The sequence below is a fragment of the Actinomadura nitritigenes genome, assembly GCF_017573545.1.
GTDB classification, from domain to species: Bacteria; Actinomycetota; Actinomycetes; order Streptosporangiales; family Streptosporangiaceae; genus Spirillospora; species Spirillospora nitritigenes.
In genome coordinates this window covers 120100-143916 of record NZ_JAGEOK010000001.1, presented here as the reverse complement: position 1 = coordinate 143916, position 23817 = coordinate 120100, and the positions used below count along the sequence as shown (strand labels likewise).

The window sequence follows — 23817 nt, the reverse complement described above, 5'->3', positions numbered from 1 at the left end:
GTCAGCCCGCCTTCCGCTTCAGGAAGTCCAGCACCCGCGGGAACACCTCGGCGGCGGACGCGGCGCCCATGAACGGGTCCTGGTGGCCGTATCCGGGCAGGATCTCCAGCTCGTGCAGGCCCGGCGCGACCCGTTCGAGCGTGCGATGGCAGACGATGTTGGAGTCGGTGAACACGTGGTTGCGGTCTCCGGTGAGGAACAGGATCGGGGTCGTGACGTCCGCGGCGCCCGACAGGTAGTCGGCGGGCAGTCCGGCGTGGCGGGGGTCGCGCGGGTCGAACTTCACCGCGCGGCCGGCCTTCACCATCCTGTGGACGTGCCGGTAGTAGTGGACGCCGACGGCGCCGAAGAGGTCCGGCAGGCGGCCGTGCGTGACCGGCGACATCTTCGCGTGGGTGAAGATCGGCTTGCCGCCGCCCCACATGAAGCTGAGCATGTGGCAGGCGGGCTCGTCGCAGGCCGGGTGGAACGGCCCGACCGCCTTGGCGATCATCCAGCCGCGGGTCAGCACCGGAGCGGCGCCGAACCGCGGGTCGAGGTGCGACGGGCCGAGCACGTACTCCAGGACCGCGGGCCCGTAGCCGAGCTTGATCCTCGACCAGCGCGACGTCCGCGGCGTGAGCGCGACGCTGTTGCAGGTCAGGCTGGCGATGCCGGTGACGGTTCCGGCGAACAGCGCCATCGCGAACGACACCGACCCGAGGCAGTGCGCGATCACGTGCACCCGGCGGTCCCCGATGTGCCGGCGCAGCTCGGCGATCGCCGCCGGATGGTCGTACTGGGCGACGTCGTCGAGGGTGAAGCGGTGCGTCTCGGCGTCGTAGGGGAACCGGCCGCTCATCCGGAAGTCGAGCGCCCACACGTCCCCGAAGCCGGAGTCGTGCAGGAAGTTCACCAGGTTCTCGTGCTCCGGCATGATGTACATGTCGCTGGAGGTCGTGAGCCCGTGCACCAGCAGGACGACGTCGTCGCTCTCGGCGCGGCGGAACCGGGTGAGGTTCAGGCCGAGCCCGTCCTCGGTCGCGAAGGGGTGCACGGAGACCTCGGCGTCGGCGACGCCCGCGAGCGTGAAGCGCGCGATCCGCTGGTCCATGGCATTTCCCTCCGGCTTCCTGACGCCCCAACCTTGCCAAACGCGGCCGTCCGCCCGGCATCGTGGAGAACCCGTACTTACGTGTGGTGGGGGACGGGAGGTCCCGTATGACTACGTACGTGCATTAAGAGGCCCGGCGGGCGCCGCCGGTTCACCGTCGTTCGCGCTCGTCAGGCGGGTAAGGCCCGCGGCGCCGTCCGTCGCCGGCTCATCCGGGCCGGTTCATGGCGGTCGCGACCCCGACCCGGGACGGGACGCCGATCTTGGCGAACACCCGGGACAGGTGGGTCTCGACGGTGCGGACGCTCAGGTAGAGCCGCTCGGCGATCTGCTGGTTGCTGCATCCCTCGGCGACGAGCAGCGCGATCTCGTGCTCGCGCGGCGACAGCCCGAACGGCAGGTCGCCCTTGCCGGCGCCCTTGCCGCGGCCCTTGGCGGGGGCGGTGCGGGCGCCGCCCGGCACCCGGACGCCGAGCCGCCGCTGCTCCCGGACGGCCTGCGCGTGCAGCCCGCGCATCCCGCACTCCTCGAAGACCTCCACCGCGGCCCGCAGCCGCTCGCGGGCCTCGCCGCGCTCCCCGGCCGCCGCGTGCGCGATCCCCGCGGTCAGGTCGGCGCGCGCGGCCTCCGGGCGGCGTCCCGCGTCCGCCAGCATCCCGGCCGCCTCCGCCGCGAGCCGCGCGGCGGCGGCCGGGTCGGTCACCCGGACGGCGTGCGCGCGCGCCAGCCGCGCCAGCCCGTTGTCGCCGGTCAGGGCCGGGTGCACGATGGCCTCGGCGATGTCGGCCCAGCCGGCGGCGCCCTCGCCGTCGCCGAGGGCGGCGCGCGCGCAGGCCAGCTGCTCGGCGCACATCACCAGCGTGCTGAAGTCGAGGCCGTTCGTGCCGTCCCCGCACGCCGCGACCAGTGCCTCGGCGCCCTCCTCGGTGCGGCCCGCGTTGATCATCGCGGTGGCGCGCGCGACGTGCGCCATGTGCGTCCACCACTCGCCCGACCCGGTGTCGCAGGAGACGGCCTCCTCGCCGGCCTGCAGCGCCCGGTCGTGGTCGCCGGTCCAGCTCGCCGTCAGGCACTGCTGGATCAGCCCGTACGCCATCACCTCGGGGGAGCGCAGTTCGCGGCCGACCGCGGTGGCCTCGTCGGCGGCGGCCGCCGCCTCCTCCAGCCGGCCCTGCAGCAGCAGCACCCGGGACTGCCCGGCCAGCATGTAGCCGAGGATGAACGTCTGCCCGGTCGCGCGGGTGATCGACACCAGCCGGGTCGCGTGCCGGAGCGCGCTGTCGTGCAGGCCGAGGAACGTCTCGGCGAACACCAGCCAGGTCATGTAGTCCAGGCAGTCGGCGAAGTCGCCGTCGGAGGCGGCGGAGAACCGCTGGTCGGCGGCCTCGGCGTAGGCGATCGCCTCGGCCACCTCGCCGCGCCCGTACGACACCATCGGCCGCATCGCCGCGACCGCCGCGATCAGCCCCGGGCCCCACTGCGGCGCGCTCTCGGGAATGGTCTCCAGGACGGCGTGCGAGCCGCGGGTGTCGATCCGCTGGATCCGGTCGGCGACCAGGCGGATGCGCAGCAGCACCGCCTCGGGGGTCTGCCGGTCGGTGATGCGGCGCAGCTCGTCCAGCACCAGGGCGCGGGCCTCGTGGATGCGGCCGAGCTGCCGGTCCATCACCGCGCACAGCTGCACCGTGCGGGCGCGCCTGACGGTGTCGTCCGGCGGCAGCAGGCTCAGCAGCGTGCGGGCCGTCTCGCGGCCCTCCTCGGCGTGCCCGCTGACCGCCTGCGCGTGGGCCAGCTCCACCAGCAGCTGGATCCGGTCGGGGTGGGCGCCGTCGCCGGCCGCCCCGCCGGCGGACGGGTCCGTGCCGTCCGGCATCAGGCGCAGCGCCGCCTCCAGCCAGTACGCGGCGGTGCCGGGCGCCTGGAGCGCGACGGCGCGGGCCGCCTCGACCAGCGTCCAGATCGCCTCCCGGTCGCCGAACCGCGCCGACCGCAGCACGTGGTGGGCGCGGACCGCCGCCGGGGCGCCCAGCGCGGCGAGCCGCGCCGACACCCGCGAATGCGCCGCGAACCGCCAGCCCGCCGCCGTCGAGGCGTACGCGACGTGCCGCACGAGCGGATGCCGGAACCGGAACCGGCCGCCCGTGGTCGGGCGGACCACGTCCGCGGCGGTCAGCGCGTCCAGCGCGGCGAGCGCGCCCTCCTGCGGCATCTCCGCGGCGACCGCCGCCAGCGCCGGCTCGAACACGTCCGCCGCGACGGCGGCGCCGCGCGCCATCAGCAGCGCCTCGGGCGGCAGCGCGCTCAGTTCCACCTGCAGGGCGGTCCGGACGGCGGGCGGCACCTCGGTCAGGTTCGCGACCCCGCGCTCCCACTCGTGCCGCTCGATGCCGTCCTCGCCGAGGAGGCGGTCGTCGCGGCGGCCCATCCTGGCCAGCGCCTCCAGGTAGAACGGGTTGCCGCCGCTGGCCTTGTAGAGCTGCTCGCAGCGGTTGCGGGAGACGTCCGGGCCGAGGAACTCCGCCACCTCGTCGAGGGTCAGCGGCTCGACCGGCACCCGGGTGCCGACGAGCCCCGCCGCGTCCGCCAGCGCCGCCAGCCGCGGCGACGCCTGCGCGGGCCGGTAGGCGACCGCGACCAGCACGTTCGCGCGCGGCGGGTGCCGGACGAGGTGGTCCATCAGCTCGATCGTGGCGTCGTCGGCCCAGTGCAGGTCGTCGAGGATCAGCACCAGCCCGGACGGCGCGGCCAGCCGCTCCAGCAGGTGCCGGACGCTGCGGTGGAGCTGGTAGCGGGCGACCGGGTCGGCGGCCCCGTCGGGGGCGTGCGCGGCGCCGGTGCCGGCGACGCGGTCGGCGAGTGCGGGGAAGACGGTGCCGAGCAGCCGCAGCGCGGTGGGCGACAGGTCGGGGACGTCGTCCTCCAGCCGGTCGTCGAGCGCGTCGACGACGGCGCCGAACGGCATCTCCTGCTCGAACTCGGCGGCGCGTCCGGCCAGGTAGGGCAGCTTGCGGGCGTTGGCGCCGTCGGCCAGCTCGTTCAGCAGGCGGGTCTTGCCGGCGCCGGGCTCGCCGACCAGCGCGAGGAAGCCGTATCCCGTGGCGGCCGCGTCCAGGGCGCGGTCCAGCGCGCCGAGCGCGTCCTGTCGCCCCACCAGCGGAGCACCGGCGTCGCTCATGTCACACCCCAACAGAGACAGGCGGCCGACACGCCGTGATCATGCTTGTCGTCGTTGTTCCCGGTCCTTCAAGCGGGTTTTACCTTATCGGGTCGAACGTCAATAGGAGCGGGACAACACGCCCCGCGCGTCCCTGCTATCAACCGCCGACACGCCCCCGGTGTCAACCGGGGGGAGCCAAACCGTCCCGGGAACGTGACATCCTCCGCCCTCGCCGGACGTCAGTGGTCGAGGCCGAGGCGGGCGGCGGCCTCGGCCCAGCGGGCGTCGTCGCCCGACGGCTCGTACCGGCGGAGGGGCTGCGTCGCGGCGACGAGCGCGCGCGACTCGGCGAGGGAGCCGGCGAGGCCGTGCGCGCGGGCCAGGGTGAGGACGTTGCCGAGCGCGGTGGCCTCGACCGGCCCGGCGACGACCGGCAGCCCGGACGCGTCGGCGGTCAGCCGGCACAGCAGCTCGTTGCGGCTGCCGCCGCCGACCAGGTGCACGACGTCGATCTCCTGCCCGGACAGCCGGGACGCCTGCCGGAGGGTGGCGCGGTGCGCGAGCGCGAGGCTGTCCATGACGCAGCGGACGGTCTCGGCGCGGGTGGCCGGCTCGGGGAACCCGCGGCGCCGGCAGTGCGCGGCGATCCGCGCGGGCATGTCGCCCGGCGGCAGGAACTCGGGGTCGTCGGGGTCGATGAGGCTGCGCAGGCCCGGCACGTCCGCGGCCTCGGCGAGCAGGGACGGCAGGTCGGGGTTCCCCCACGCGCGCATCGACTCCTGCAGCAGCCACAGCCCCATGACGTTGCGCAGGTAGCGGACGGTGCCGTCCACGCCGCCCTCGTTGGTGAAGTTCGCCTTGCGGCTCGCCTCGGTCAGCACGGGCTCGCTCAGCTCCACCCCGACCAGCGACCAGGTGCCGCAGGAGATGTAGGCGAACCGGCCGGTGGTCGCGGGCACGGCCGCGACGGCGGACGCGGTGTCGTGCGACCCGACCGCCACGACCGGGAGCGTCGCCGGGCGGCCGGTCTCCTCCGCCACGTCCGGGCGCAGCGTCCCGAGCACCTCGCCGGGCTCGCGGATCGGCGGCAGGATGCCGGCGGGCAGGCCGAGGCGGGCGAGCAGGTCGCGCGACCACGCGCCGTCCCGCACGTCCAGCAGGCCCGTCGTGGACGCGTTGGTCCGCTCGGCGCCGACCGCGCCGGTCAGCCAGTGCGCGAGCAGGTCGGGGACCATCAGCAGCGTGGCGGCGCGCGACAGGTCGTCGGCGGCGAGCTGGTAGACGGTGTTGAACGGCAGGAACTGCAGGCCGGACGTCTGGTACAGCAGGTCGTCGCCGACCTCGGCGCGGATCCGGTCCATGACGCCGTCGGTGCGGGCGTCGCGGTAGTGGACGGGGTTGCCGATCAGCCGCCCGTCCGCGTCGAGCAGTCCGTAGTCGACGGCCCACGAGTCGATGCCGACCGACGCGAGCCCGGCCGGCGCGGCGCGCAGCCCGTCGAGGATGTTGCCGTAAAGGCCCAGGATGTCCCAGTGCAGGGTGCCGTTGACGCGGACCGGGCGGTTCGGGAACCGCCGGACCTCCTCCAGCTCCAGCACGCCGGGCCCGACCCGTCCGGCCATCACGCGCCCGCTGGACGCGCCGAGGTCCACGGCGGCGAACGTCTCCGTCATTCGCGTCTCCTGTGGGGGGACGACCCCCCGCGCCCCCCGGTTCGCTTCGCTCATTCTGAGATCACGACTTCCAGAGTGCGGGGCCCGTGCACGCCCTCGACGCGCGACAGCTCGATGTCGCTGGTCGCGGACGGCCCGGACACGAACGTCAGCGGGCGGTGCGGGTCGAGGCGCTCCAGCGCCTCCGGCACGTCCGGCGCCACCTGCGCGGCGAGCACGACGATCAGGTGGTAGTCGGGAACGAGCGAAAGCGCGCGCGGGCCCTGCGCCGGGCCGTGGTCGAGGACGATCGTCCCGGTCTCGGCGATCGCGGCGGCGCAGCCGGTGACCGCGCCCGCCAGCCCCTCGAGCGCGGCGGTGTCCGGGCCGCGCACCAGGTCGCCGGCGACCCGTGCCGTCCACTCCTCGGGCAGGCCCGACGGGACCCCGTGGACGCCCGGTCGCGCGGCGAGGCGCTCGGCGACCGTCGCGGCCAGCTCCGGCGCCGGGACGCGCAGGACCGTCGCGCGGTAGTCGGCCACCCGCTCGGCGAACAGGTCCAGCACGCCGTCCTCGTGATGGCGGCGCAGGTACCCGCGGTCGATCGCGGCGTACCCGGCGGCGACCTCGGCCGCCGGACGCGCGGGCACGATCCGGTCGATCCGGCGGAGGATGTCCTCGCGCGCGTTCACTGCTCGTTCCCTTCGCTACGGCCGCCGCCGGTCCGCTTCCACCAGGCGCGGAACGACTCGGGCGGCGGGGCGGGCGCGTCCCGCGTCTCCGTCCAGGCGCTCAGCGGTCCGGGCAGCCGGCGGATCCGGCCGCGCGGCGCGACGATCCGGCGGCTCGCGGACGCGGCGCGCTGCGCGAGCGCGAGCCGGGTCGGGGAGCGCAGTGTCCATCCGGCCGCCGTCATCGCGGCCCGTTCGAGGGGATGGCGGGGGCCGCTCTCCACCGCGCGGGCCCGGAGGTGCACCAGCACCTCGGGGATGTCGATGGCGACCGGGCACGCCTCGAAGCACGCCCCGCACAGCGACGACGCGTACGGCAGCGACGCGTCCACCGCCGACCCGATTCCCCTGATCTGCGGCGACAGGATCGCGCCGATCGGGCCGGGGTAGGGCGAGCCGTAGGCGTGGCCGCCGGCGCGCTGGTAGACCGGGCACACGTTCAGGCACGCCGAGCAGCGGATGCAGCGCAGCGCCTGCCGGCCCACCTCGTCGGCGAGCGTGTCGGTGCGGCCGTTGTCCAGCAGCACCAGGTGGAACGTCCGCGGCCCGTCGCCGGGATGCACGCCCGTCCACGCGGACGTGTAGGGGTTCATCCGCTCGGCGGTCGACGAGCGGGGGAGCAGCTGGAGGAACACCTCCAGGTCCCGCCAGCTCGGCACGATCTTCTCCACGCCCATCACCGAGATCAGCGTCTCGGGCATGGTCAGGCACATCCGGCCGTTGCCCTCCGACTCCAGCACGACGAGCGTGCCGGTGTCGGCGACCGCGAAGTTCACCCCGGAGATCGCGACCTTCGCCGACAGGAACTTGGCGCGCAGATGGCGCCGCGCGGCCTCCGCCAGCGCGGCGGGGGAGTCGGTGAGCCCCTCCGGGACGTCCTCCATCTCGCGCAGGAAGATGTCGCGGATGTCGGACCGGTTCCGGTGGATCGCCGGGACGAGGATGTGCGACGGCCGGTCGTGCCCGAGCTGGACGATCAGCTCCGCGAGGTCGGTCTCGTACGCGGTGACGCCGTCCTCGGCGAGCGCCTCGTTCAGCCCGATCTCCTGCGTGGCCATCGACTTGACCTTGACGACCTCGGTCTCGCCGGTCGCCTTCACCAGGCCAGCGACGATCCGGTTGGCCTCGGCGGCGTCGCGCGCCCAGTGCACCGTCCCGCCCGCCTCGGTGACCTTCTCCTCCAGTTGCCGGAGGTAGTGCCCGAGGTTGGCGAGGACGTGGTCCTTGATCTGCTTGCCCGCCTCGCGCAGCGCGGACCAGTCGTCCAGCTCGGCGACGGCGGCGGCGCGCTTGTCGCGGATCGTGGTCGTGGCGTGCGCGAGGTTGCCGCGCAGCCGCGTGTCGGCCACCGCGCGGCGCGCCGCGTCGGGGAACGACGGCATCCCGACGTAGGTCGGCATCGCTTCGGTGCTCATGAGGGCTCCTCCTCGGTGGAGGCGAGGATCTCGGCCAGGTGGACCGTCCGCACCCCGGCGCGGGTGCGCGACAGCGCGCCCCCGATGTGCATCAGGCATGAGTTGTCGGCGGCGCACAGCACCTCGGCCTTCGTCTCCCGCACGGCGGTGACCTTGTCCGCGCACATCGCGGCCGACACCTCGGAGTTCTTCAGCGCGAACGTCCCGCCGAACCCGCAGCACTCGCGCGCGTCCGGCAGGTCGACCAGGTCGATGCCGCGGACCTCGCGCAGCAGCCGCTGCGGCCGGTCGCCGACGTGCAGCATCCGCAGCGAGTGGCAGGTGGGGTGGTAGGTGACGCGGTGCGGGAAGTAGGCGCCGACGTCGGTGACGCCGAGGACGTCCACGAGGAACTCCGACAGCTCGTACACGCGGGACGCGACGCCCGCGGTGCGCGGCGCCAGCCTCGGGTGCCAGTCGCGGATCATCGCGCCGCACGACGCCGACGGAGTCACGATCGCGTCGTAGGGCTCGAACGTCTCGGCGAAGCCCTTCACCATGTGCAGCGCCTGCGTGCGGTAGCCGGTGTTGAGGTGCATCTGGCCGCAGCACGTCTGGGCCTCGGGGAACTCCACCTCGTGGCCGAGCCGCCGCAGCAGCCGCACCATCGCGCGCCCGGTCCCGGGATACATCGTGTCGTTCACGCACGTCAGGAACAGTGCGACCTTCATGCTGGGTTGCTCTCCCGGTCGTCGGCGGCGGGCCGGCTGGACTCGCGGACCACCAGCTCCGGCTGGAACATGACCTGCTGGTGGGCGTGCCCGCCGGACTCGTCGCACTCCTCGAGCAGCAGCTCGGTCGCGATGCGGCCGAGCTGGTAGGTGGGCTGGCGCACCGAGCTCAGCGGGACGGCGGCCGCCGCCGAGAACTCGATGTCGTCGTACCCGATGAGCGCCACGTCAGTCGGCACCTTCACACCGGCCTGCTGCAGCACCCGCAGCACGCCGAGGGCCAGCAGGTCGTTGGCGCAGAAGATCGCCTCGGGCAGCGGGGCGCCGGACTCCAGCAGCCGCCGCGCCGCCTCCTGCCCGGCGCGGGCGTTCATCGCGCCGACGGACACCTCGCGCAGCGCCTCGCGGCCGAGGCCCGCGGCGCGCAGCGCCCGCAGCGCGCCGCGCCGCCGGTCCGCGCACTGCCGCAGGCCCGGCGGGCCCGTGACGAACCCGAGCGTGCGGGCGCCGTCGTCCAGCAGGTGCGTCACCGCGAGCTCGCCGCCCGCGACGTCGTCGACGGCGACCGAGCACTGGTTGGCGCGCGGCGTCGGATGGTCCAGCAGGACGACGGGCACGCCGCGGTCGCGCAGCCGGTCGGCGTTGCCGCCCTCGTCGCCCACCGGGGTCAGCAGCACGCCGCGGACCCGCTGCTCGGCGAGCACCCGCAGGTTGCGCTGCTCGCGCTCGTCGGACTCGCCGGACGACGACAGGATCACCGCGTAGCCGCGCTCGCTGGCGACGTCCTCGACGCCGCGCGCGACGTCGGTGAAGAACGGGTTGGCGAGGTCCAGCACCATCAGCCCGATCGTGCTGGAGTGCCCGGCGCGCAGCGTGGACGCCGACCCGTTGCGGACGAAGCCGAGCTCCACGATGGCCTGCTCGACCCGGGCGCGGGTCGCCGCGGCGACCCGCTCGGGCCGGTTGAGCACGTTGGAAACGGTGCCCGGCGAGACGCCGGCGTGCGCCGCGACCTGCTTGATGCCGACCGTGCGGCCGTTGCCGGCCGCGCCCGCCGTGAGGCCCGCAGCGGTGCCCGTCGCGGTGCTCGCCGCGGTGCCGGTCCCGGGGCGCCCGGTGTCGTCAGTGCTCAATCTGTGCCCCCGGGTCGCTCCGCTGGTGTGCCGCCGCTCACTTTGGGTCATGGGATTAAAACGTGTCAACCCCGATGTCGGAAGTCGCCGCGCGCAAACCCCGCTGTCCGGACCCGGACGGGAGGAACTTCGCAAACTCGCAGGCGCCCGGTGGCACAAGGGTTTTCGCAGCGTTCCGGGGGGTCCGGGCCGAAGTTCCCTCTTGACGGGTGCTCCGGCTCACATCTAGCGTCCTCCGCAACATCCCGTTAAAACGTTTTTCATCCATCCGTCACAGACTCCCCGTGCGAGGAGGGTGGCCATGAGTGCACCCGGCAGGTCGACGCCGCCGACATTGGCACTGGTCAACGTGAGTAAGTCGTTCGGCGCCGTGCGGGCCCTGCAGGGCGTCACCCTCGAACTGCACGCCGGTGAGGTGCACGCCCTCGCCGGCGAGAACGGCGCGGGCAAGTCGACCGTCGTAAAAACGTTCGCAGGCGTGCACCGCCCCGACGCGGGCGAGGTCCGCGTCGACGGCGAGCCCGTGGCCTTCAACGGCCCCGCCGACGCGCAGGCCGCCGGCGTCGCCGTGATCTACCAGGAGCCCACCCTGTTCCCGGACCTGTCGGTCGCGGAGAACATCTTCATGGGCCGCCAGCCGCGCGCCGGACTCGGCCGCATCGACCGCCGCACCATGCACGCCGAGGCCGCGAAGCTGTTCCGGCGGCTCGGCGTCGCGCTGGACCCGCAGCAGCCCGCCCGCGGCCTGTCCATCGCCGACCAGCAGGTCGTCGAGATCGCCAAGGCCATCTCCCGCGACGCGCGGGTGCTGATCATGGACGAGCCGACCGCCGCGCTCACCGGCCAGGAGGTCGAGCGGCTGTTCAACGTGACCCGCACGCTGCGCGAGCAGGGCTGCGCGATCCTGTTCATCTCGCACCGGCTGGAGGAGATCTTCGAGATCTGCCAGCGGGTCACCACGCTGCGCGACGGCACCTACATCGGCACCGACATGGTCGCCGACCTCACCGCCGACGACCTCGTCCGCCGCATGGTCGGCCGCGACCTGGACGCGCTCTACCCCAAGCAGGACGTGGCGCCCGGCGAGGTCGCGCTGAAGGTCAGCCGGCTCACCCGCGAGGGCGCCTTCACCGACGTCTCCTTCGAGGTGCGGCGCGGCGAGATCGTCGCGCTGGCCGGGCTGGTCGGCGCGGGCCGCAGCGAGGTCGCCCGCGCGATCTTCGGGGTCGACCGCTGGGACGCCGGCGGCGTGGAGGTGGCGGGGGAGAAGCTGCCGCCCGGCAGCCCGACCGCCGCGATGTCGGCCGGCCTCGCGCTCGTCCCGGAGGACCGCCGCCAGCAGGGCCTGGTGATGGACATGTCCATCGAGCGCAACATGGGCCTCACCCAGCTGCGCTCGCTGCGCAAGGAGACCGGGCGCGGCCCGCTCATCTCCCGCAAGGTCGAGCGCAGCCGCGCCGCCGACTGGGCGCTGCGGCTCCAGCTCAAGTACGCCCGCCTCAGCGACACCGTCGGCGTCCTGTCGGGCGGCAACCAGCAGAAGGTCGTGCTCGCCAAGTGGCTCGCCACCGAGCCGACCGTGCTCATCGTGGACGAGCCGACCCGCGGCATCGACGTCGGCACCAAGGCCGAGGTGCACCGGCTGCTCTCGGAGCTGGCCGCGCAGGACCTCGCGGTGCTGATGATCTCCTCCGACCTGCCGGAGGTGATCGGCATGGCCGACCGCGTCCTGGTCATGCACGAGGGCCGGCTCACCGCCGAGATCGCCCGCGCGGACGCGACCGAGGAGACCGTGATGGCCGCCGCGACCGGGCGCGCCGGAACCGGAAAGGCGGCCTGACCCATGACCGTGCTCACCCAGTCCCCGGCCAAGCCGGGCTCCGGCGGACCGCCCGGCGGCGGCCGCCGCCTGGTCGAGCTGGTGCTGCGCGCCCGCGAGCTGAGCATCCTCGGCGCGCTCGTCGTGCTGGTCCTCGGCACCGAGCTCGCGAACCACCGGTTCCTGTCCGGGCAGGGCGTCAAGGACATCTTCCTCAACGCCTCCATCCTGGCGCTGCTCGCCGTCGGGCAGTCGATGGTGGTCGTCACCCGCAACATCGACCTGTCGGTCGGCTCCGTCGTCGGGCTCGTCGCGTTCACCACCGGCAAGTTCGCCTCCGGAGGCGACCGCAACGTGGTGCTGGTGGTGCTGCTCGGCATCGCCATCGGGCTCGCCTGCGGGCTGGTCAACGGCCTGCTCGTCAGCTTCTGCAAGGTGCCCGCCCTGGTCGTCACGCTCGGCACCCTCTACGTCATCCAGGGCCTCGACTACAAGATCGCGCACGGTGAGCAGATCGGCGCCGCGGACCTGCCGTCCTCGGTGCTGTCGCTCGGCAACGACTCCGTCCTCGGCGTCCCGTACCTGCCGGTCATCACCGTCGTCGTGATGCTGCTGATGGGCTACTACCTGCGCTCCTACTCCTCCGGTCGGGAGTTCTACGCGATCGGGTCCAGCCCCGAGGCGGCGAACCTCGCCGGCATCTCGCTGCGCCGCCGGGTCCTCACCGCCTACCTCGTCAGCGGCGCCCTCGCCGGCCTCGCCGGGGTGCTGTGGCTGGCCCGGTTCGGCACCGTCGTCGCCGACGCGGCGCACGGCTGGGAGCTGAAGGTCGTCAGCGCCGTCGTCGTCGGCGGCGTCGCGATCACCGGCGGCGTCGGCACCGTCTACGGGGCGGCGCTCGGGGCGCTGCTGCTCACCACCATCGGCAGCGTGCTGGTGGTGCTCAAGGTCAACTCGTTCTGGCAGGACGCCATCACCGGCGTCCTCCTGCTGCTGGCGATCAGCGTGGACCGGCTGCTGGCCCTGCGCGTCACCAAGGCGCTCAAGCAGCGGTCGCTGGAGTCCGGGGCGCACCGCGACGACGGCCCCGCCGCCCCGTCCACCGGATCCTCCGCGTCCTCCGCCGCGACCGCGCCGGCGACCGGGGACGAGGCGCCGAAAGGAAAGGTGTCGTGAGCACTGACACGAAGAGCGCCCCGCGCGGGATGGCCCTCGGCCGGCTGCTGCGGTGGGAGACCGCCGTCACCGCGCTGCTGGTCATCGTCTTCGCCGGCGGCGCCGGGTTCTCGCCCGACTTCGCCAACACCGACAACCTGTCGTTCGCGCTCGGCGACCTCAGCGAGATCGCGCTCATCGCGCTGCCGATGACGCTGCTGGTGGTGTGCGGGCAGGTCGACCTGTCGGTCGCGTCCGTGCTCGGCCTGTGCAGCGCGCTCACCGGCAAGATGTGGGACCACGGCATGGCGATCGAGACGATCATCCCGGTCGTGCTGGTCGTCGGCGTCGTCTGCGGCCTGGTCAACGGGCTGCTGGTCACCCGGCTCGGGCTGCCCTCGCTCGCGGTGACGATCGGCACCATGACCCTGTACCGGGGCCTGGCGTACGTGGTCCTCGGCACCGAGGCGATCTCGGAGTTCCCCACCCGGTACACGAACCTCGCCACCGAGTCGATCCCCGGGACGCCGATCCCGTACCCGATCGCGCTGTTCGCCGTCCTCGCGGTCATCACCGCGGTGGTGCTGCACGCCACCGGCGTCGGGCGGTCGCTGTTCGCGATCGGCTCCCAGGAGGACGCGGCGTACTTCGCCGGCATCCGGGTCAAGCGCCTCAAGCTGGTCCTGTTCGTGGTGTCCGGGCTCGTCGCCGGGTTCGCCGGCATCGTCTACACGCTCCGCTACGGCAGCGCCCGCGCCGACAACGGCCTCGGCCTGGAGCTCACCGTCATCGCGGCGGTGCTGCTCGGCGGCATCGACTTCGACGGCGGCAAGGGCACCCTCGGCGGCGTCATCGCCGCGGTGCTGCTCATCGGCCTGCTCCGCAACCTGCTGATGCTCAACGACGTCTCCACCGAGGTCCAGTCGATCGTCACCGGGCTCCTGCTCATCATCAGCGTCCTCACCCCGCGGCTGATCGCCGTGGTACGCGAGGCACAAGGCCGGCGGCGGGGCGCGCGACCCGCGGTCCCCGCCGCCGCACCATGAACCCCGGCGAAGCCGTCCGGGAGGTGCGGGGGGTCGTCCCCCTCGAGAAACGCTGAGCCCGCCTCCGCCCCCTGCCGCGTCCGAAAAACCCACCCCAGAGCACGACCTGGAATCTCGAAAGGCACTCGTGATGACCCTTCGTTTGCGCGCCCCGCGCCGCCTCGTGGCCGTCGCGTCCGCGGGCGCACTCGCCCTGTCCCTCGCCGCGTGCGGCGGCACCACCAAGGACTCCTCGTCCGACTCGGGGAACAAGGCCGCCGCGGGCGACGGCAAGGCGGACCCGAACGCGCCCCTCAAGAAGGGCCTGAAGATCGCGTTCCTGCCCAAGCAGGTGAACAACCCCTACGAGACGATCGTCGACAACGCCGGCATCGCCGCCGCCAAGGAGTACGGCGGCGAGGCCAAGGAGGTCGGCCCGTCCGACGCGTCGGCGTCCTCGCAGGTGTCCTACATCAACACGCTGATCCAGCAGCGGCACGACGCGATCCTGATCGCGGCCAACGACCAGAACGCGGTGTGCGGCCCGCTCAAGCAGGCCATGGCCAAGAAGATCAAGATCGTCGCCTACGACTCCGACACGGCCCCCGAGTGCCGCAACGTGTTCATCAACCAGGCCAGCTCGGAGGAGATCGGCCGCAGCGAGGTCAAGCTGCTGGCCGACCAGATCGGCGGCAAGGGCGACATCGCGATCCTGTCGGCGACCGCGAACGCCACCAACCAGAACACCTGGATCAAGTACATGCAGGACGAGCTGAAGAAGCCGGAGTACTCCGGCATGAAGCTCGTCAAGATCGCCTACGGTGACGACGACGACCAGAAGTCGTTCCAGCAGACGCAGGGCCTGCTGCAGGCGTACCCGAACCTGAAGGGCATCATCTCGCCCACCACGGTCGGCATCTCCGCCGCCGCCCGCTACATCGACGGCTCCAAGTACAAGGGCAAGGTCACGCTGACCGGCCTCGGCACGCCGGACCAGATGCGCAAGTTCATCAAGGACGGCACGGTCAAGTCGTTCGAGCTGTGGGACCCGAAGAACCTCGGCTACCTGGCGTCCTACGCCGCGGCGGCGCTGTCGTCCGGGCAGATCACCGGCAAGCAGGGCGAGACGTTCAAGGCCGGCAAGCTCGGCGAGCGCACCATCGGCGCCAACGGCGAGGTCATCCTCGGCCCGCCGACGGTCTTCGACGCCAAGAACATCGACCAGTACCACTTCTGATCCGCCGGGGACCCGATTTCCGATGGCATCCGAAGGCACGAAGCGCGTCTGCTTCCTGCTGAAGGTCCGGCAGGACCGCCTGGAGGAGTACAAGGTACGCCACCAGGCGGTCTGGCCGGAGATGCGGGACGCGCTGCGGGCGACGGGCTGGCACAACTACTCGCTGTTCCTGCGCGAGGACGGCCTGCTCGTCGGCTACCTGGAGACCGACGACTTCGCGGCCGCGCAGGAGGCGATGGCCCGCACCGACGTCAACGCCCGCTGGCAGGCGGAGATGGCGCCGTTCTTCGAGGACCTCGACGGCCGCCCCGACGAGGGGATGCGGCCGCTCCCCGAGGTCTTCCATCTCGACTGAGGGCCGCCGCCCCCACCCGGCGGCGGCCCCGGACAGCAGAAACGTGAGGTTACATCCGTGAACGACACCAGCGCGGTGAAGGACGCCCTGCGCCGCCAGCAGATCGAGACTCCCTCCTGGGCGTACGGCAACTCGGGGACCCGGTTCAAGGTCTTCGCCCAGCAGGGGGTGCCGCGCACCCCGCAGGAGAAGATCGACGACGCCGCGCAGGTGCACCGCTTCACCGGTGTCGCGCCGAGCGTCGCCGTGCACATCCCGTGGGACAAGGTGGACGACTACGCCGCGCTGTCCGCGCACGCCGAGGACCGGGGGGTGCGGATCGGCGCGGTGAACACCAACGTCTTCCAGGACGACGACTACAAGCTCGGCAGCGTCACCAACCCCGACCCGAAGGTCCGCCGCAAGGCCCTGGACCACCTGCTCGAATGCGTCGACATCATGGACGCGGTCGGGTCCAAGGACCTGAAGCTGTGGTTCTCCGACGGGACGAACTACCCCGGCCAGGACGACATCCGCACCCGGCAGGACCGGATGGCCGAGGCGCTCGCCGCCGTCTACGAGCGGCTCGGCGACGACCAGCGGTTCCTGCTGGAGTACAAGCTGTTCGAGCCGGCGTTCTACATGACCGACCTGCCGGACTGGGGCGCGTCCTACGCGCACTGCCTCAAGCTCGGGCCGAAGGCGCAGGTCGTCGTGGACACCGGGCACCACGCGCCCGGCACCAACATCGAGTTCATCGTGGCGTTCCTGCTGCGCGAGGGGAAGCTCGGCGGGTTCGACTTCAACTCCCGCTTCTACGCCGACGACGACCTGATGGTGGGCGCCGCCGACCCGTTCCAGCTGTTCCGGATCATGTACGAGGTGGTGCGCGGCGGCGGCTACGACCCGGCGACGGGCGTGGCGTTCATGCTCGACCAGTGCCACAACATCGAGCCGAAGATCCACGGCCAGATCCGCTCGGTGATGAACGTGCAGGAGGCCACCGCGAAGGCGCTGCTGGTGGACGGCGACGCGCTGCGCGCCGCGCAGGAGTCCGGCGACGTGCTGGCGGCGAACGCGGTGTTCATGGACGCCTACAACACCGACGTGCGGCCGCTGCTGGCGGAGCTGCGCGAGGAGATGGGCCTGCACCCGGACCCGGTCGCCGCCTACAAGGCGTCCGGCTACTTCGAGCGCGTCGTCGCCGAGCGCAAGGACGGCCAGGCGGCCGGCTGGGGCGCCTGACCGACGCCGAACCGGCGGGCCGCCGACCCCGACGGGCCGTCCCGCCTCCGACAAGCCGCCGACTCTGACAAGCCGCCGACTCCGGCAAGCCGCCGAATCCGATAGGAGAGAGCACCGATGACCACTCCACCCGAGGTGGAGCAGCTGCTGGAACGGGCCAACACGCTCGGCTCGGACCCGCGCAACACCAACTACGCGGGCGGCAACGCCTCGGCGAAGGGCACCGTCACCGATCCCGTGACGGCCCGCGACGTCGAGCTGATGTGGGTGAAGGGCTCCGGCGGCGACCTCGGCACGCTCACCGAGAAGGGCCTCGCCGTCCTGCGCCTCGACCGGATGCGCGCGCTCGTCGACGTCTACCCGGGCGTCGAGCGCGAGGACGAGATGGTCGCCGCGTTCGACTACTGCCTGCACGGCAAGGGCGGCGCGGCGCCGTCCATCGACACCGCGATGCACGGCCTCGTCGAGGCGGCGCACGTCGACCACCTGCACCCCGACTCCGGCATCGCGATCGCGACCGCCGCGGACGGCGAGGAGCTGACGCGGCGGATCTTCGGCGACCGGGTCGCGTGGGTGCCGTGGCGGCGCCCCGGCTTCCAGCTCGGCCTCGACATCGCCGCGATCAAGGAGGCGAACCCGCAGGCCATCGGCGTGATCCTCGGCGGGCACGGCATCACCGCGTGGGGCGCGACGAGCGAGGAGTGCAAGGCCAACTCGCTCGACATCATCCGCACCGCCGAGGCGTACATCGCCGAGCACGGCAAGGCCGACCCGTTCGGCGCGGTGATCCACCCGACGCTGCCGCAGGACGAGCGGCACGCCCGCGCCGCCGCGCTGTTCCCGCTGCTCCGCGGCCTGGCGTCCACGGACCGGCCGCAGGTCGGGCACTACACCGACTCCGAGGCCGTCCTCGACTTCGTCTCCCGCGCCGAGCACCCGCGGCTCGCCGCGCTCGGCACGTCCTGCCCGGACCACTTCCTGCGCACCAAGGTCCGCCCGATGGTGCTGGACCTGCCGCCGGACGCGCCGCTCGAGGACGTCAAGGCCCGGCTGAAGGAGCTGCACGCCGCCTACCGCGAGGAGTACGCGGCCTACTACGACCGGCACGCCGCGCCGGACTCGCCGCCGATGCGCGGCGCCGACCCGGCGATCGTCCTGGTCCCGGGCGTCGGGATGTTCTCGTTCGGCGCGAACAAGCAGACGGCGCGGGTCGCCGGCGAGTTCTACGTCAACGCGATCAACGTGATGCGCGGCGCGGAGGCGCTGTCGTCGTACGCGCCGATCGACGAGTCGGAGAAGTTCCGCATCGAGTACTGGGAGCTGGAGGAGGCGAAGCTCCGCCGGATGCCGAAGCCGAAGCCGCTCGCGACCCGCGTCGCGCTGGTCACCGGCGGCGGCTCCGGGATCGGCGCGGCGACCGCCCGCCGCCTGGCCGCCGAGGGCGCCTGCGTCGTCGTGGCGGACCGCGACCTCGGCGCCGCCGAGAAGGTGGCGGCCGAGATCGGAGCGGGCGCGCTGCGGGCCGCGGACGTCGCCGTCGCGGTGGGCGCGGACGTCACCTCCGAGGACGAGATCGCCGCGGCGGTCCGGGACGCGGTGCTGGCGTTCGGCGGCGTCGACCTCGTCGTCAACAACGCCGGCCTGTCGATCTCCAAGCCGCTGCTGGACACCACCGTCGCCGACTGGGACCTCCAGCACGACGTCATGGCCCGCGGCTCGTTCCTCGTCTCCCGCGAGACGGCCCGCGTGATGATCGAGCAGGAGATGGGCGGCGACATCGTCTACATCTCCTCCAAGAACGCCGTGTTCGCCGGCCCGAACAACGTCGCCTACGGCGCGACCAAGGCCGACCAGGCGCACCAGGTCCGGCTCCTGGCCGCCGAGCTGGGCGGGCACGGGATCCGGGTGAACGGGATCAACCCCGACGGCGTCGTCCGCGGCTCCGGCATCTTCGCCGGCGGCTGGGGCGCCAAGCGCGCCGCCGTCTACGGGGTGGAGGAGGAGAAGCTCGGCGAGTTCTACGCCCAGCGGACGCTGCTGAAGCGCGAGGTGCTGCCCGAGCACGTCGCGGCCGCCGTCTTCGCCCTCACCGGCGGGGACCTGACCCACACCACCGGACTGCACATCCCCGTGGACGCCGGAGTCGCCGCAGCGTTCCTGCGCTGACCCCGCGTCCCGACCCGGCGACCCGACCCCGCGTCCCGACCCCCCGTCCCGACGACGAAGTTCGGGCCGGCGGCCCGGACCGCGCGCCGGCGCCCGGCACTCCACTGCCGGGCCGCCGCGCCGTCCCCACCCGGACCGCCGGCCTTCCCTCCATGGGCCCGCTCGACCAAGTGAACCCGAAGGGATAACGATGCCCCCGGCCGAGAAGTTCGCACGAGCACGCGTGTCCACCGTCACCTCCCTCGCCCTCGCCGCCGCCGTCCTCGTCGCCGCCCCCGCCGGCGCCGCGTCCGCCTCCGCATCCGCATCCGATCCGCTCGGCCTGCCGTCACTGTCGCGCGCGGGCCACTACGTCCTCGCGCCGTCCGGCCGGACGGTCCGTCCCGCGCGGGTGGGGGAGGCGTACGGGGTCAACGGCGACTACGTGTCCGCCGACTCCGCCGCGTCCGAGACCGGCGGCCACGGCCTGGAGCCCGGGACGTCCACGACCGGCAAGGCCGACGGCGTCATGGTCCGCCGGACCGGCGGCGCGGCCGGCGCGGGCTTCGCCTACACGATGCGCGCCGGGAGCGGCCCGGTCACGCTGCGGGTCGAGGAGGCCGGCAGCGCGACCGCCCACTACGACGTCCTGGTGAACGGCACGGTCGTCCACGAGCGCACGCCCGACCCGAAGCAGGCCGGGGTGTGGAGCGGCGACAAGGACGGCCTCGTCCACTACGAGGTGAACGTCCCGGAGCGGCTCACCGGCTCGTCCGAAACGATGAAGGTCGAGTTCCGCAACGCCGACGACCCCGGGCAGGGCGCCCGCATCCACGCCGTCTGGACGCTGGCGCGGCAGGGCCGCGCGTCCGCCGCGCCGTACGGCGCCACCGTGCGCAACCCGGCGGGAGCGTTCCACGGCGGGACGACCACGCTCGCCTCGAACGCGTACGGCCGCCCCTACGTCGTCTACGACTTCGGCAAGGAGGTCGGCGGGCAGGTCCAGGTGACCGCCGACGTCCGCAAGGGCACGCCGAGGCTCGGCCTGGCCTTCAGCGAGAGCGACCAGTACCTCACCACCGCGTCCGACTACAGCCAGGACCCGGTCGGCCTCGCCACCGAGACCCACTACCTCGACACCGGGAGCGGGCGCACCGCGATGACCGACCCGGTCATCCGCGGCGGGTTCCGCTACCTGATGGTGTTCCTGGACGGCCCCGGCGAGGTGCGGCTGTCGGACCTGCGGCTGAAGTTCACCGCCGACCCCGCCAACCCCGACCTCGACGGGTACAAGGGCGCGTTCCTGTCCAGCGACGACACGCTGAACCGGCTCTGGTACGCGGGCGCCTACACCGTGCAGATGTCGACGATCGACCCGAAGACGGGCCGCCCGTACCCCGGCCAGGAGGGTCCCGTCCGCAACGACGCGATCGTCGGCGAGGGCGACAGCGTCATCAGCGACGGCGCCAAGCGCGACCGGATGATCTGGGGCGGCGACAACGCGGTCTCCGACGCGGTGTCCTACCTGACCACCGGGCAGAGCGGCCCCGCCGCCAACGCCGTCGCGTTCATGGCGAAGGGCCAGTCGCCGCAGGGCCAGATCCCCGGGCTCTACCTGACCGACAAGCTCGGCTACAACATGGGCTGGGGCGAGTACGCGGCCTGGTGGGTCGGCAACTACTGGACGCACTACCTCTACACCGGCGACAAGGCGTTCTTCGACAAGTGGTACGACGCCATGAAGAAGAACGTCGCGTGGATGCAGTCCAAAGTCGGCTCCGACGGGCTGCTCGACATGAAGGGCGCGGGCGGCACCTGGGGCTACGGCAACGAGGGCAAGGGCACCTACGTCTCGTCCCTGTACGTCCACGTGCTGGGCCAGGCGGCGCAGGCCGCCGAGGCGCAGGGCGACGCGGCGCTCGCCAAGACCTACCGCGACGCCGCCGCGCGCACCGCCAAGGCCGTCAACGACGAGCTGTGGGACCCGGCAGCCGGCGCCTACAAGGTCGGTCCCACCGACGGGAACCACCCGCAGGACGGCAACGCGATGGCGGTCGTCGCCGGAGTCGCCACCGGGGACCGCGCGAAGTCCGTGCTGAGGTTCTTCGGCGACCGGCTCGCCGACCAGCACGGCGACCTCACCGTGGACAAGGCCGGCGGCGTCGTCCCGCAGTACATCAGCCCGTTCGTGTCGGGCCAGTCGCTGCTGGCGTACGCCTCGCAGGGCGACATGGCGGGCGCGATGTCCGTGCTGGGCCGCACCTGGTACCCGATGCTCGGCAAGGACACGCCCGGCACCCTGTGGGAGAACGTCAGCACCGCCGGCGCGCCGCAACTCGGCTCCTACACCAGCCTCTCGCACGGCTGGGCGACCTCGCCGACGTCGTTCCTCACCAACCAGGTCCTCGGCGTCACGCCGACGTCCGGCGGGTTCTCGACCTTCACCGTCCTGCCGCACCCGGCGAGCGGGCTGAGCTGGGCCGAGGGCAAGGTGCCGACGCCGCACGGCGACATCACCGCCGCCTGGAAGCGGCGCGGCACGACCTTCACGCTGCGCGTCGCCGCGCCGGGCGGCACGGCCGCCACGGCGGGGGTGCCCGCGTCCGGCGCGTCCGAGGTCCGCGTGAACGGCTCGGTCGTCTGGCGGAACGGCACCGCCGTGAAGCCGGGCGTCACCGTCCGCGACGGCCTCGTGCAGGTGCCCGGCCTGACCGGCTCGTCCGTCCTGACCGCCTCCCGCTGACCTGGAGTGATGATGGTTCCCCCCACCGCTCGCCGCTCCCTCGCCCGCGCCGCCGTCGCCGCCGCCCTGGCGGTGTCCGGCACGGCCGCCCTCACCCTGCCCGCCTCGGCGTCCCCGCACCCGCGCGGCCCCTGGCAGGACGCGTCCTACAGCCCGGAGCACGGCCAGTGGCGCCCGTACGTGCTGTCGCCGTCGAGCCGCACCGTCCGCCCCGTCGCGATCTACAAGGCCGACCCGCGCCAGGGCGGGATCGACGGATCGCCGGACGCCGTCCTGCGCGACGGCGGCGGTTCGGTCCGGCTCACCGGCGCCGCCGACCGCACCGGCTCCCCGCTGCTGGTCGTCGACTTCGGCAAGGAGGTCGCCGGGCACCTCCAGGTCCGGGTGAAGGGCGCCTCGTCCACCCCGCCGAAGCTGCGCGCCTGCTTCTCCGAGTCGATCCGGTACGCCGCGCTCACGCCGGACGCCAACGACGGCGAAGGCAAGATCGCGCCAGGCTGCGACACCGCGAACATCTGGAACGGCTTCCCCGGCCAGCCCTACACGCAGGACACCGACAGCCACGCCCTGCCGCTCGACGGGAAGACGCTGCCCGCGACGGTCCGGGACGGCGTCCTGCGCGGCGGCTTCCGCTACGCGACGCTGTTCCTCGACGGCCCCGGGAGCGTCGACATCGACGGCGTGTCCGTCGACTTCACCGCCGCCCCGAACCAGCGCGACCTGGACGGCTACCAGGGCCACTTCCTGTCCAGCGACAACGAGCTGAACAAGATCTGGTACGCGGGCGCCTACACCGTGCAGGTGAACACCGGCGCGTCCAACACCGCCAAGAGCTGGCCGTACGCCGCCGGCGAGGGCGACCACGCGGACGCGCAGGTACCGCATGCCGACCCGGACAGGTCCGTCATCTACGACGGCGGCAAGCGCGACCGGATCGTCTGGCAGGGCGACCTGGCCGTGCAGGCGCCCGTCACCTACCTGTCGACCAACGACCTGGAGGCGGTCGACAACTCGCTGTCGTCGCTGGCCGCCCAGCAGCTCCCGGACGGGTTCATGCCCGCCGAGAGCCAGGTCGGCCAGCACAACGCCGACGAGCTGCGGACCTACGGCGAGTACGTCACCTGGTTCGTCAACAACATGTACGAGCACTGGCTCTACACAGGCGACCGCAACTACCTCGACGAATGGTGGCCGCAGCTGACCAGGGCGACGGCCTGGCTGGAGTCGGTCCGCGCCCAGGACGACAAGGGCCTCATCGCGTTCGGCGCCGTCGGCTCCTGCGGCCACTACGGCTACTCCGACTGCGGCCACGAGACCTACGTCAACGCCCTGTACGCCCGCAACCTGACGCAGATGGCCGCGATGGCGAAGGCACGCGGCGACGCGCCCGCCGCCACGACCTACGGCGACCGGTCCGCGGCGGTGAAGAAGGCGATCAACGACCAGCTGTGGGACGACCAGGCGGGCGCCTACCGGCTGTCGCGGGAGATCCCCGGCGCCTACCCGCAGGACGCCAACGCCACCGCCGTCCTCGCCGGCGTCGCGGGCGGCGACCGCGCCACCCGCGCCCTCGCCTACCTGCGCAAGAACAACTGGTCGCAGTACGGGTCGCTGACGGTCTCGCAGTCCACGCCGAACGCGAGCCTGCCGCCGTTCTACGCGCCGCTGCCCAGCGCGTTCGAGTCCGACGCGCGCCTGGACACCGGCGACGCGTCCGGCCTCGACCTGATCCGGACGTTCTGGGGCCACCAGCTCCGGCAGGACCCCGGCTCGACGTTCTGGGAGCACATGCAGCCGGACGGCACCCCGAACCTCAAGCAGTTCTCCAGCCTCGCGCACGGCTGGGCGAGCGGCCCGACCGTCACGCTCACCACCCGCGTCCTCGGTGTCCGGCCGACCGGTCCCGGGTACTCGTCGTGGTCCGTCGTCCCGTTCACCGGCGGGCTGACGTGGGCGGAGGGAACGGTCCCGACACCGCGCGGCGCCATCGCCGCGTCGTGGCGGACGACCGGCCACGGGTTCCGGCTCGACGTCACCGCCCCGCGCGGCACGTCCGGCCGGCTCGCCGTCCCGGTCACCCCGTCGACGTCCCGCGTCGCCCTGGACGGCCGGACGGTCTGGGCGCACGGCAAGGCGACGGCGCGGGGCGTGTCCGGAGACGGGAAGTACGTGTACGTGGACGGTGCTCCGTCCGGCCGCCACACCCTGACGGCCGGCTAGCAG

At 73.1% G+C, this 23817-nt stretch carries 16 protein-coding genes; 9 read left to right on the top strand and 7 right to left on the bottom strand.

From position 1 onward, the window contains the following. Position 1: 1 nt before the first annotated feature. From J4557_RS00530 to J4557_RS00500, 7 genes are all read right to left on the bottom strand, one after another. Positions 2–1093 (bottom strand): alpha/beta hydrolase, encoded by a 1092-nt coding sequence (locus J4557_RS00530; protein WP_208264297.1) that lies wholly within the window; start codon positions 1091–1093, stop codon positions 2–4. A 208-nt stretch (positions 1094–1301) separates the two neighbouring features. Further along, positions 1302–4268: a helix-turn-helix transcriptional regulator gene (locus J4557_RS00525; RefSeq protein WP_208264296.1), complete on the bottom strand. Its 2967-nt coding sequence runs from the start codon at positions 4266–4268 to the stop codon at positions 1302–1304. A 221-nt stretch (positions 4269–4489) separates the two neighbouring features. Continuing rightward, positions 4490–5923: a rhamnulokinase gene (locus tag J4557_RS00520; protein ID WP_208264295.1), complete on the bottom strand. Its 1434-nt coding sequence runs from the start codon at positions 5921–5923 to the stop codon at positions 4490–4492. A gap of 50 nt (positions 5924–5973) precedes the next feature. Further along, the gene (locus tag J4557_RS00515) at positions 5974–6594 is read right to left on the bottom strand and encodes a LutC/YkgG family protein (protein ID WP_208264294.1); all 621 of its coding nucleotides are present in this window, start codon (positions 6592–6594) and stop codon (positions 5974–5976) included. Next, positions 6591–8048 carry a LutB/LldF family L-lactate oxidation iron-sulfur protein gene (locus tag J4557_RS00510; RefSeq protein WP_243775074.1) on the bottom strand — a complete coding sequence of 486 codons (1458 nt, stop codon included), beginning with the start codon at positions 8046–8048 and terminating at the stop codon, positions 6591–6593. The genes J4557_RS00515 and J4557_RS00510 overlap by 4 nt, the downstream gene beginning before the upstream one ends. Continuing rightward, entirely contained in the window at positions 8045–8758 is a 714-nt protein-coding gene (locus J4557_RS00505) for a (Fe-S)-binding protein (RefSeq protein WP_208264293.1), read from the bottom strand. Before J4557_RS00505 ends, J4557_RS00510 begins: the two co-directional genes overlap by 4 nt. Continuing rightward, complete coding sequence (locus J4557_RS00500) at positions 8755–9891, bottom strand: LacI family DNA-binding transcriptional regulator (protein WP_243775073.1); 1137 nt, start codon at positions 9889–9891, stop codon at positions 8755–8757. Before J4557_RS00500 ends, J4557_RS00505 begins: the two co-directional genes overlap by 4 nt. 301 nt (positions 9892–10192) lie before the next feature. Between J4557_RS00500 and J4557_RS00495 the strand changes: the two genes are divergently transcribed. The 9 genes from J4557_RS00495 to J4557_RS00455 all read left to right on the top strand — a co-directional run bounded on the left by J4557_RS00495 (position 10193) and on the right by J4557_RS00455 (position 23814). Then, positions 10193–11731, top strand: a complete 1539-nt coding sequence (locus J4557_RS00495) for a sugar ABC transporter ATP-binding protein (RefSeq protein WP_208264291.1) — start codon at positions 10193–10195, stop codon at positions 11729–11731. Positions 11732–11734: 3 nt separating this feature from the next. Beyond that, positions 11735–12886 carry an ABC transporter permease gene (locus J4557_RS00490; protein ID WP_208264290.1) on the top strand — a complete coding sequence of 384 codons (1152 nt, stop codon included), beginning with the start codon at positions 11735–11737 and terminating at the stop codon, positions 12884–12886. Then, positions 12883–13911 carry an ABC transporter permease gene (locus J4557_RS00485; protein WP_307799232.1) on the top strand — a complete coding sequence of 343 codons (1029 nt, stop codon included), beginning with the start codon at positions 12883–12885 and terminating at the stop codon, positions 13909–13911. The genes J4557_RS00490 and J4557_RS00485 overlap by 4 nt, the downstream gene beginning before the upstream one ends. Positions 13912–14041: 130 nt before the next feature. Then, positions 14042–15127: a rhamnose ABC transporter substrate-binding protein gene (gene rhaS, locus J4557_RS00480; protein ID WP_208264289.1), complete on the top strand. Its 1086-nt coding sequence runs from the start codon at positions 14042–14044 to the stop codon at positions 15125–15127. Between the two features lie 22 nt (positions 15128–15149). Beyond that, positions 15150–15482 carry an L-rhamnose mutarotase gene (locus J4557_RS00475; protein WP_208264288.1) on the top strand — a complete coding sequence of 111 codons (333 nt, stop codon included), beginning with the start codon at positions 15150–15152 and terminating at the stop codon, positions 15480–15482. A gap of 57 nt (positions 15483–15539) precedes the next feature. After that, positions 15540–16706: an L-rhamnose isomerase gene (rhaI, locus tag J4557_RS00470; RefSeq protein ID WP_208264287.1), complete on the top strand. Its 1167-nt coding sequence runs from the start codon at positions 15540–15542 to the stop codon at positions 16704–16706. A 117-nt stretch (positions 16707–16823) separates the two neighbouring features. Next, positions 16824–18872, top strand: a complete 2049-nt coding sequence (locus J4557_RS00465) for a bifunctional aldolase/short-chain dehydrogenase (RefSeq protein ID WP_208264286.1) — start codon at positions 16824–16826, stop codon at positions 18870–18872. 223 nt (positions 18873–19095) lie between these two features. After that, the gene (locus tag J4557_RS51455; protein WP_208264285.1) at positions 19096–21594 is read left to right on the top strand and encodes an alpha-L-rhamnosidase-related protein; all 2499 of its coding nucleotides are present in this window, start codon (positions 19096–19098) and stop codon (positions 21592–21594) included. Positions 21595–21603: 9 nt separating this feature from the next. Continuing rightward, positions 21604–23814 carry an alpha-L-rhamnosidase-related protein gene (locus tag J4557_RS00455; RefSeq protein ID WP_208264284.1) on the top strand — a complete coding sequence of 737 codons (2211 nt, stop codon included), beginning with the start codon at positions 21604–21606 and terminating at the stop codon, positions 23812–23814. The last annotated feature ends 3 nt before the right edge of the window (positions 23815–23817 follow it).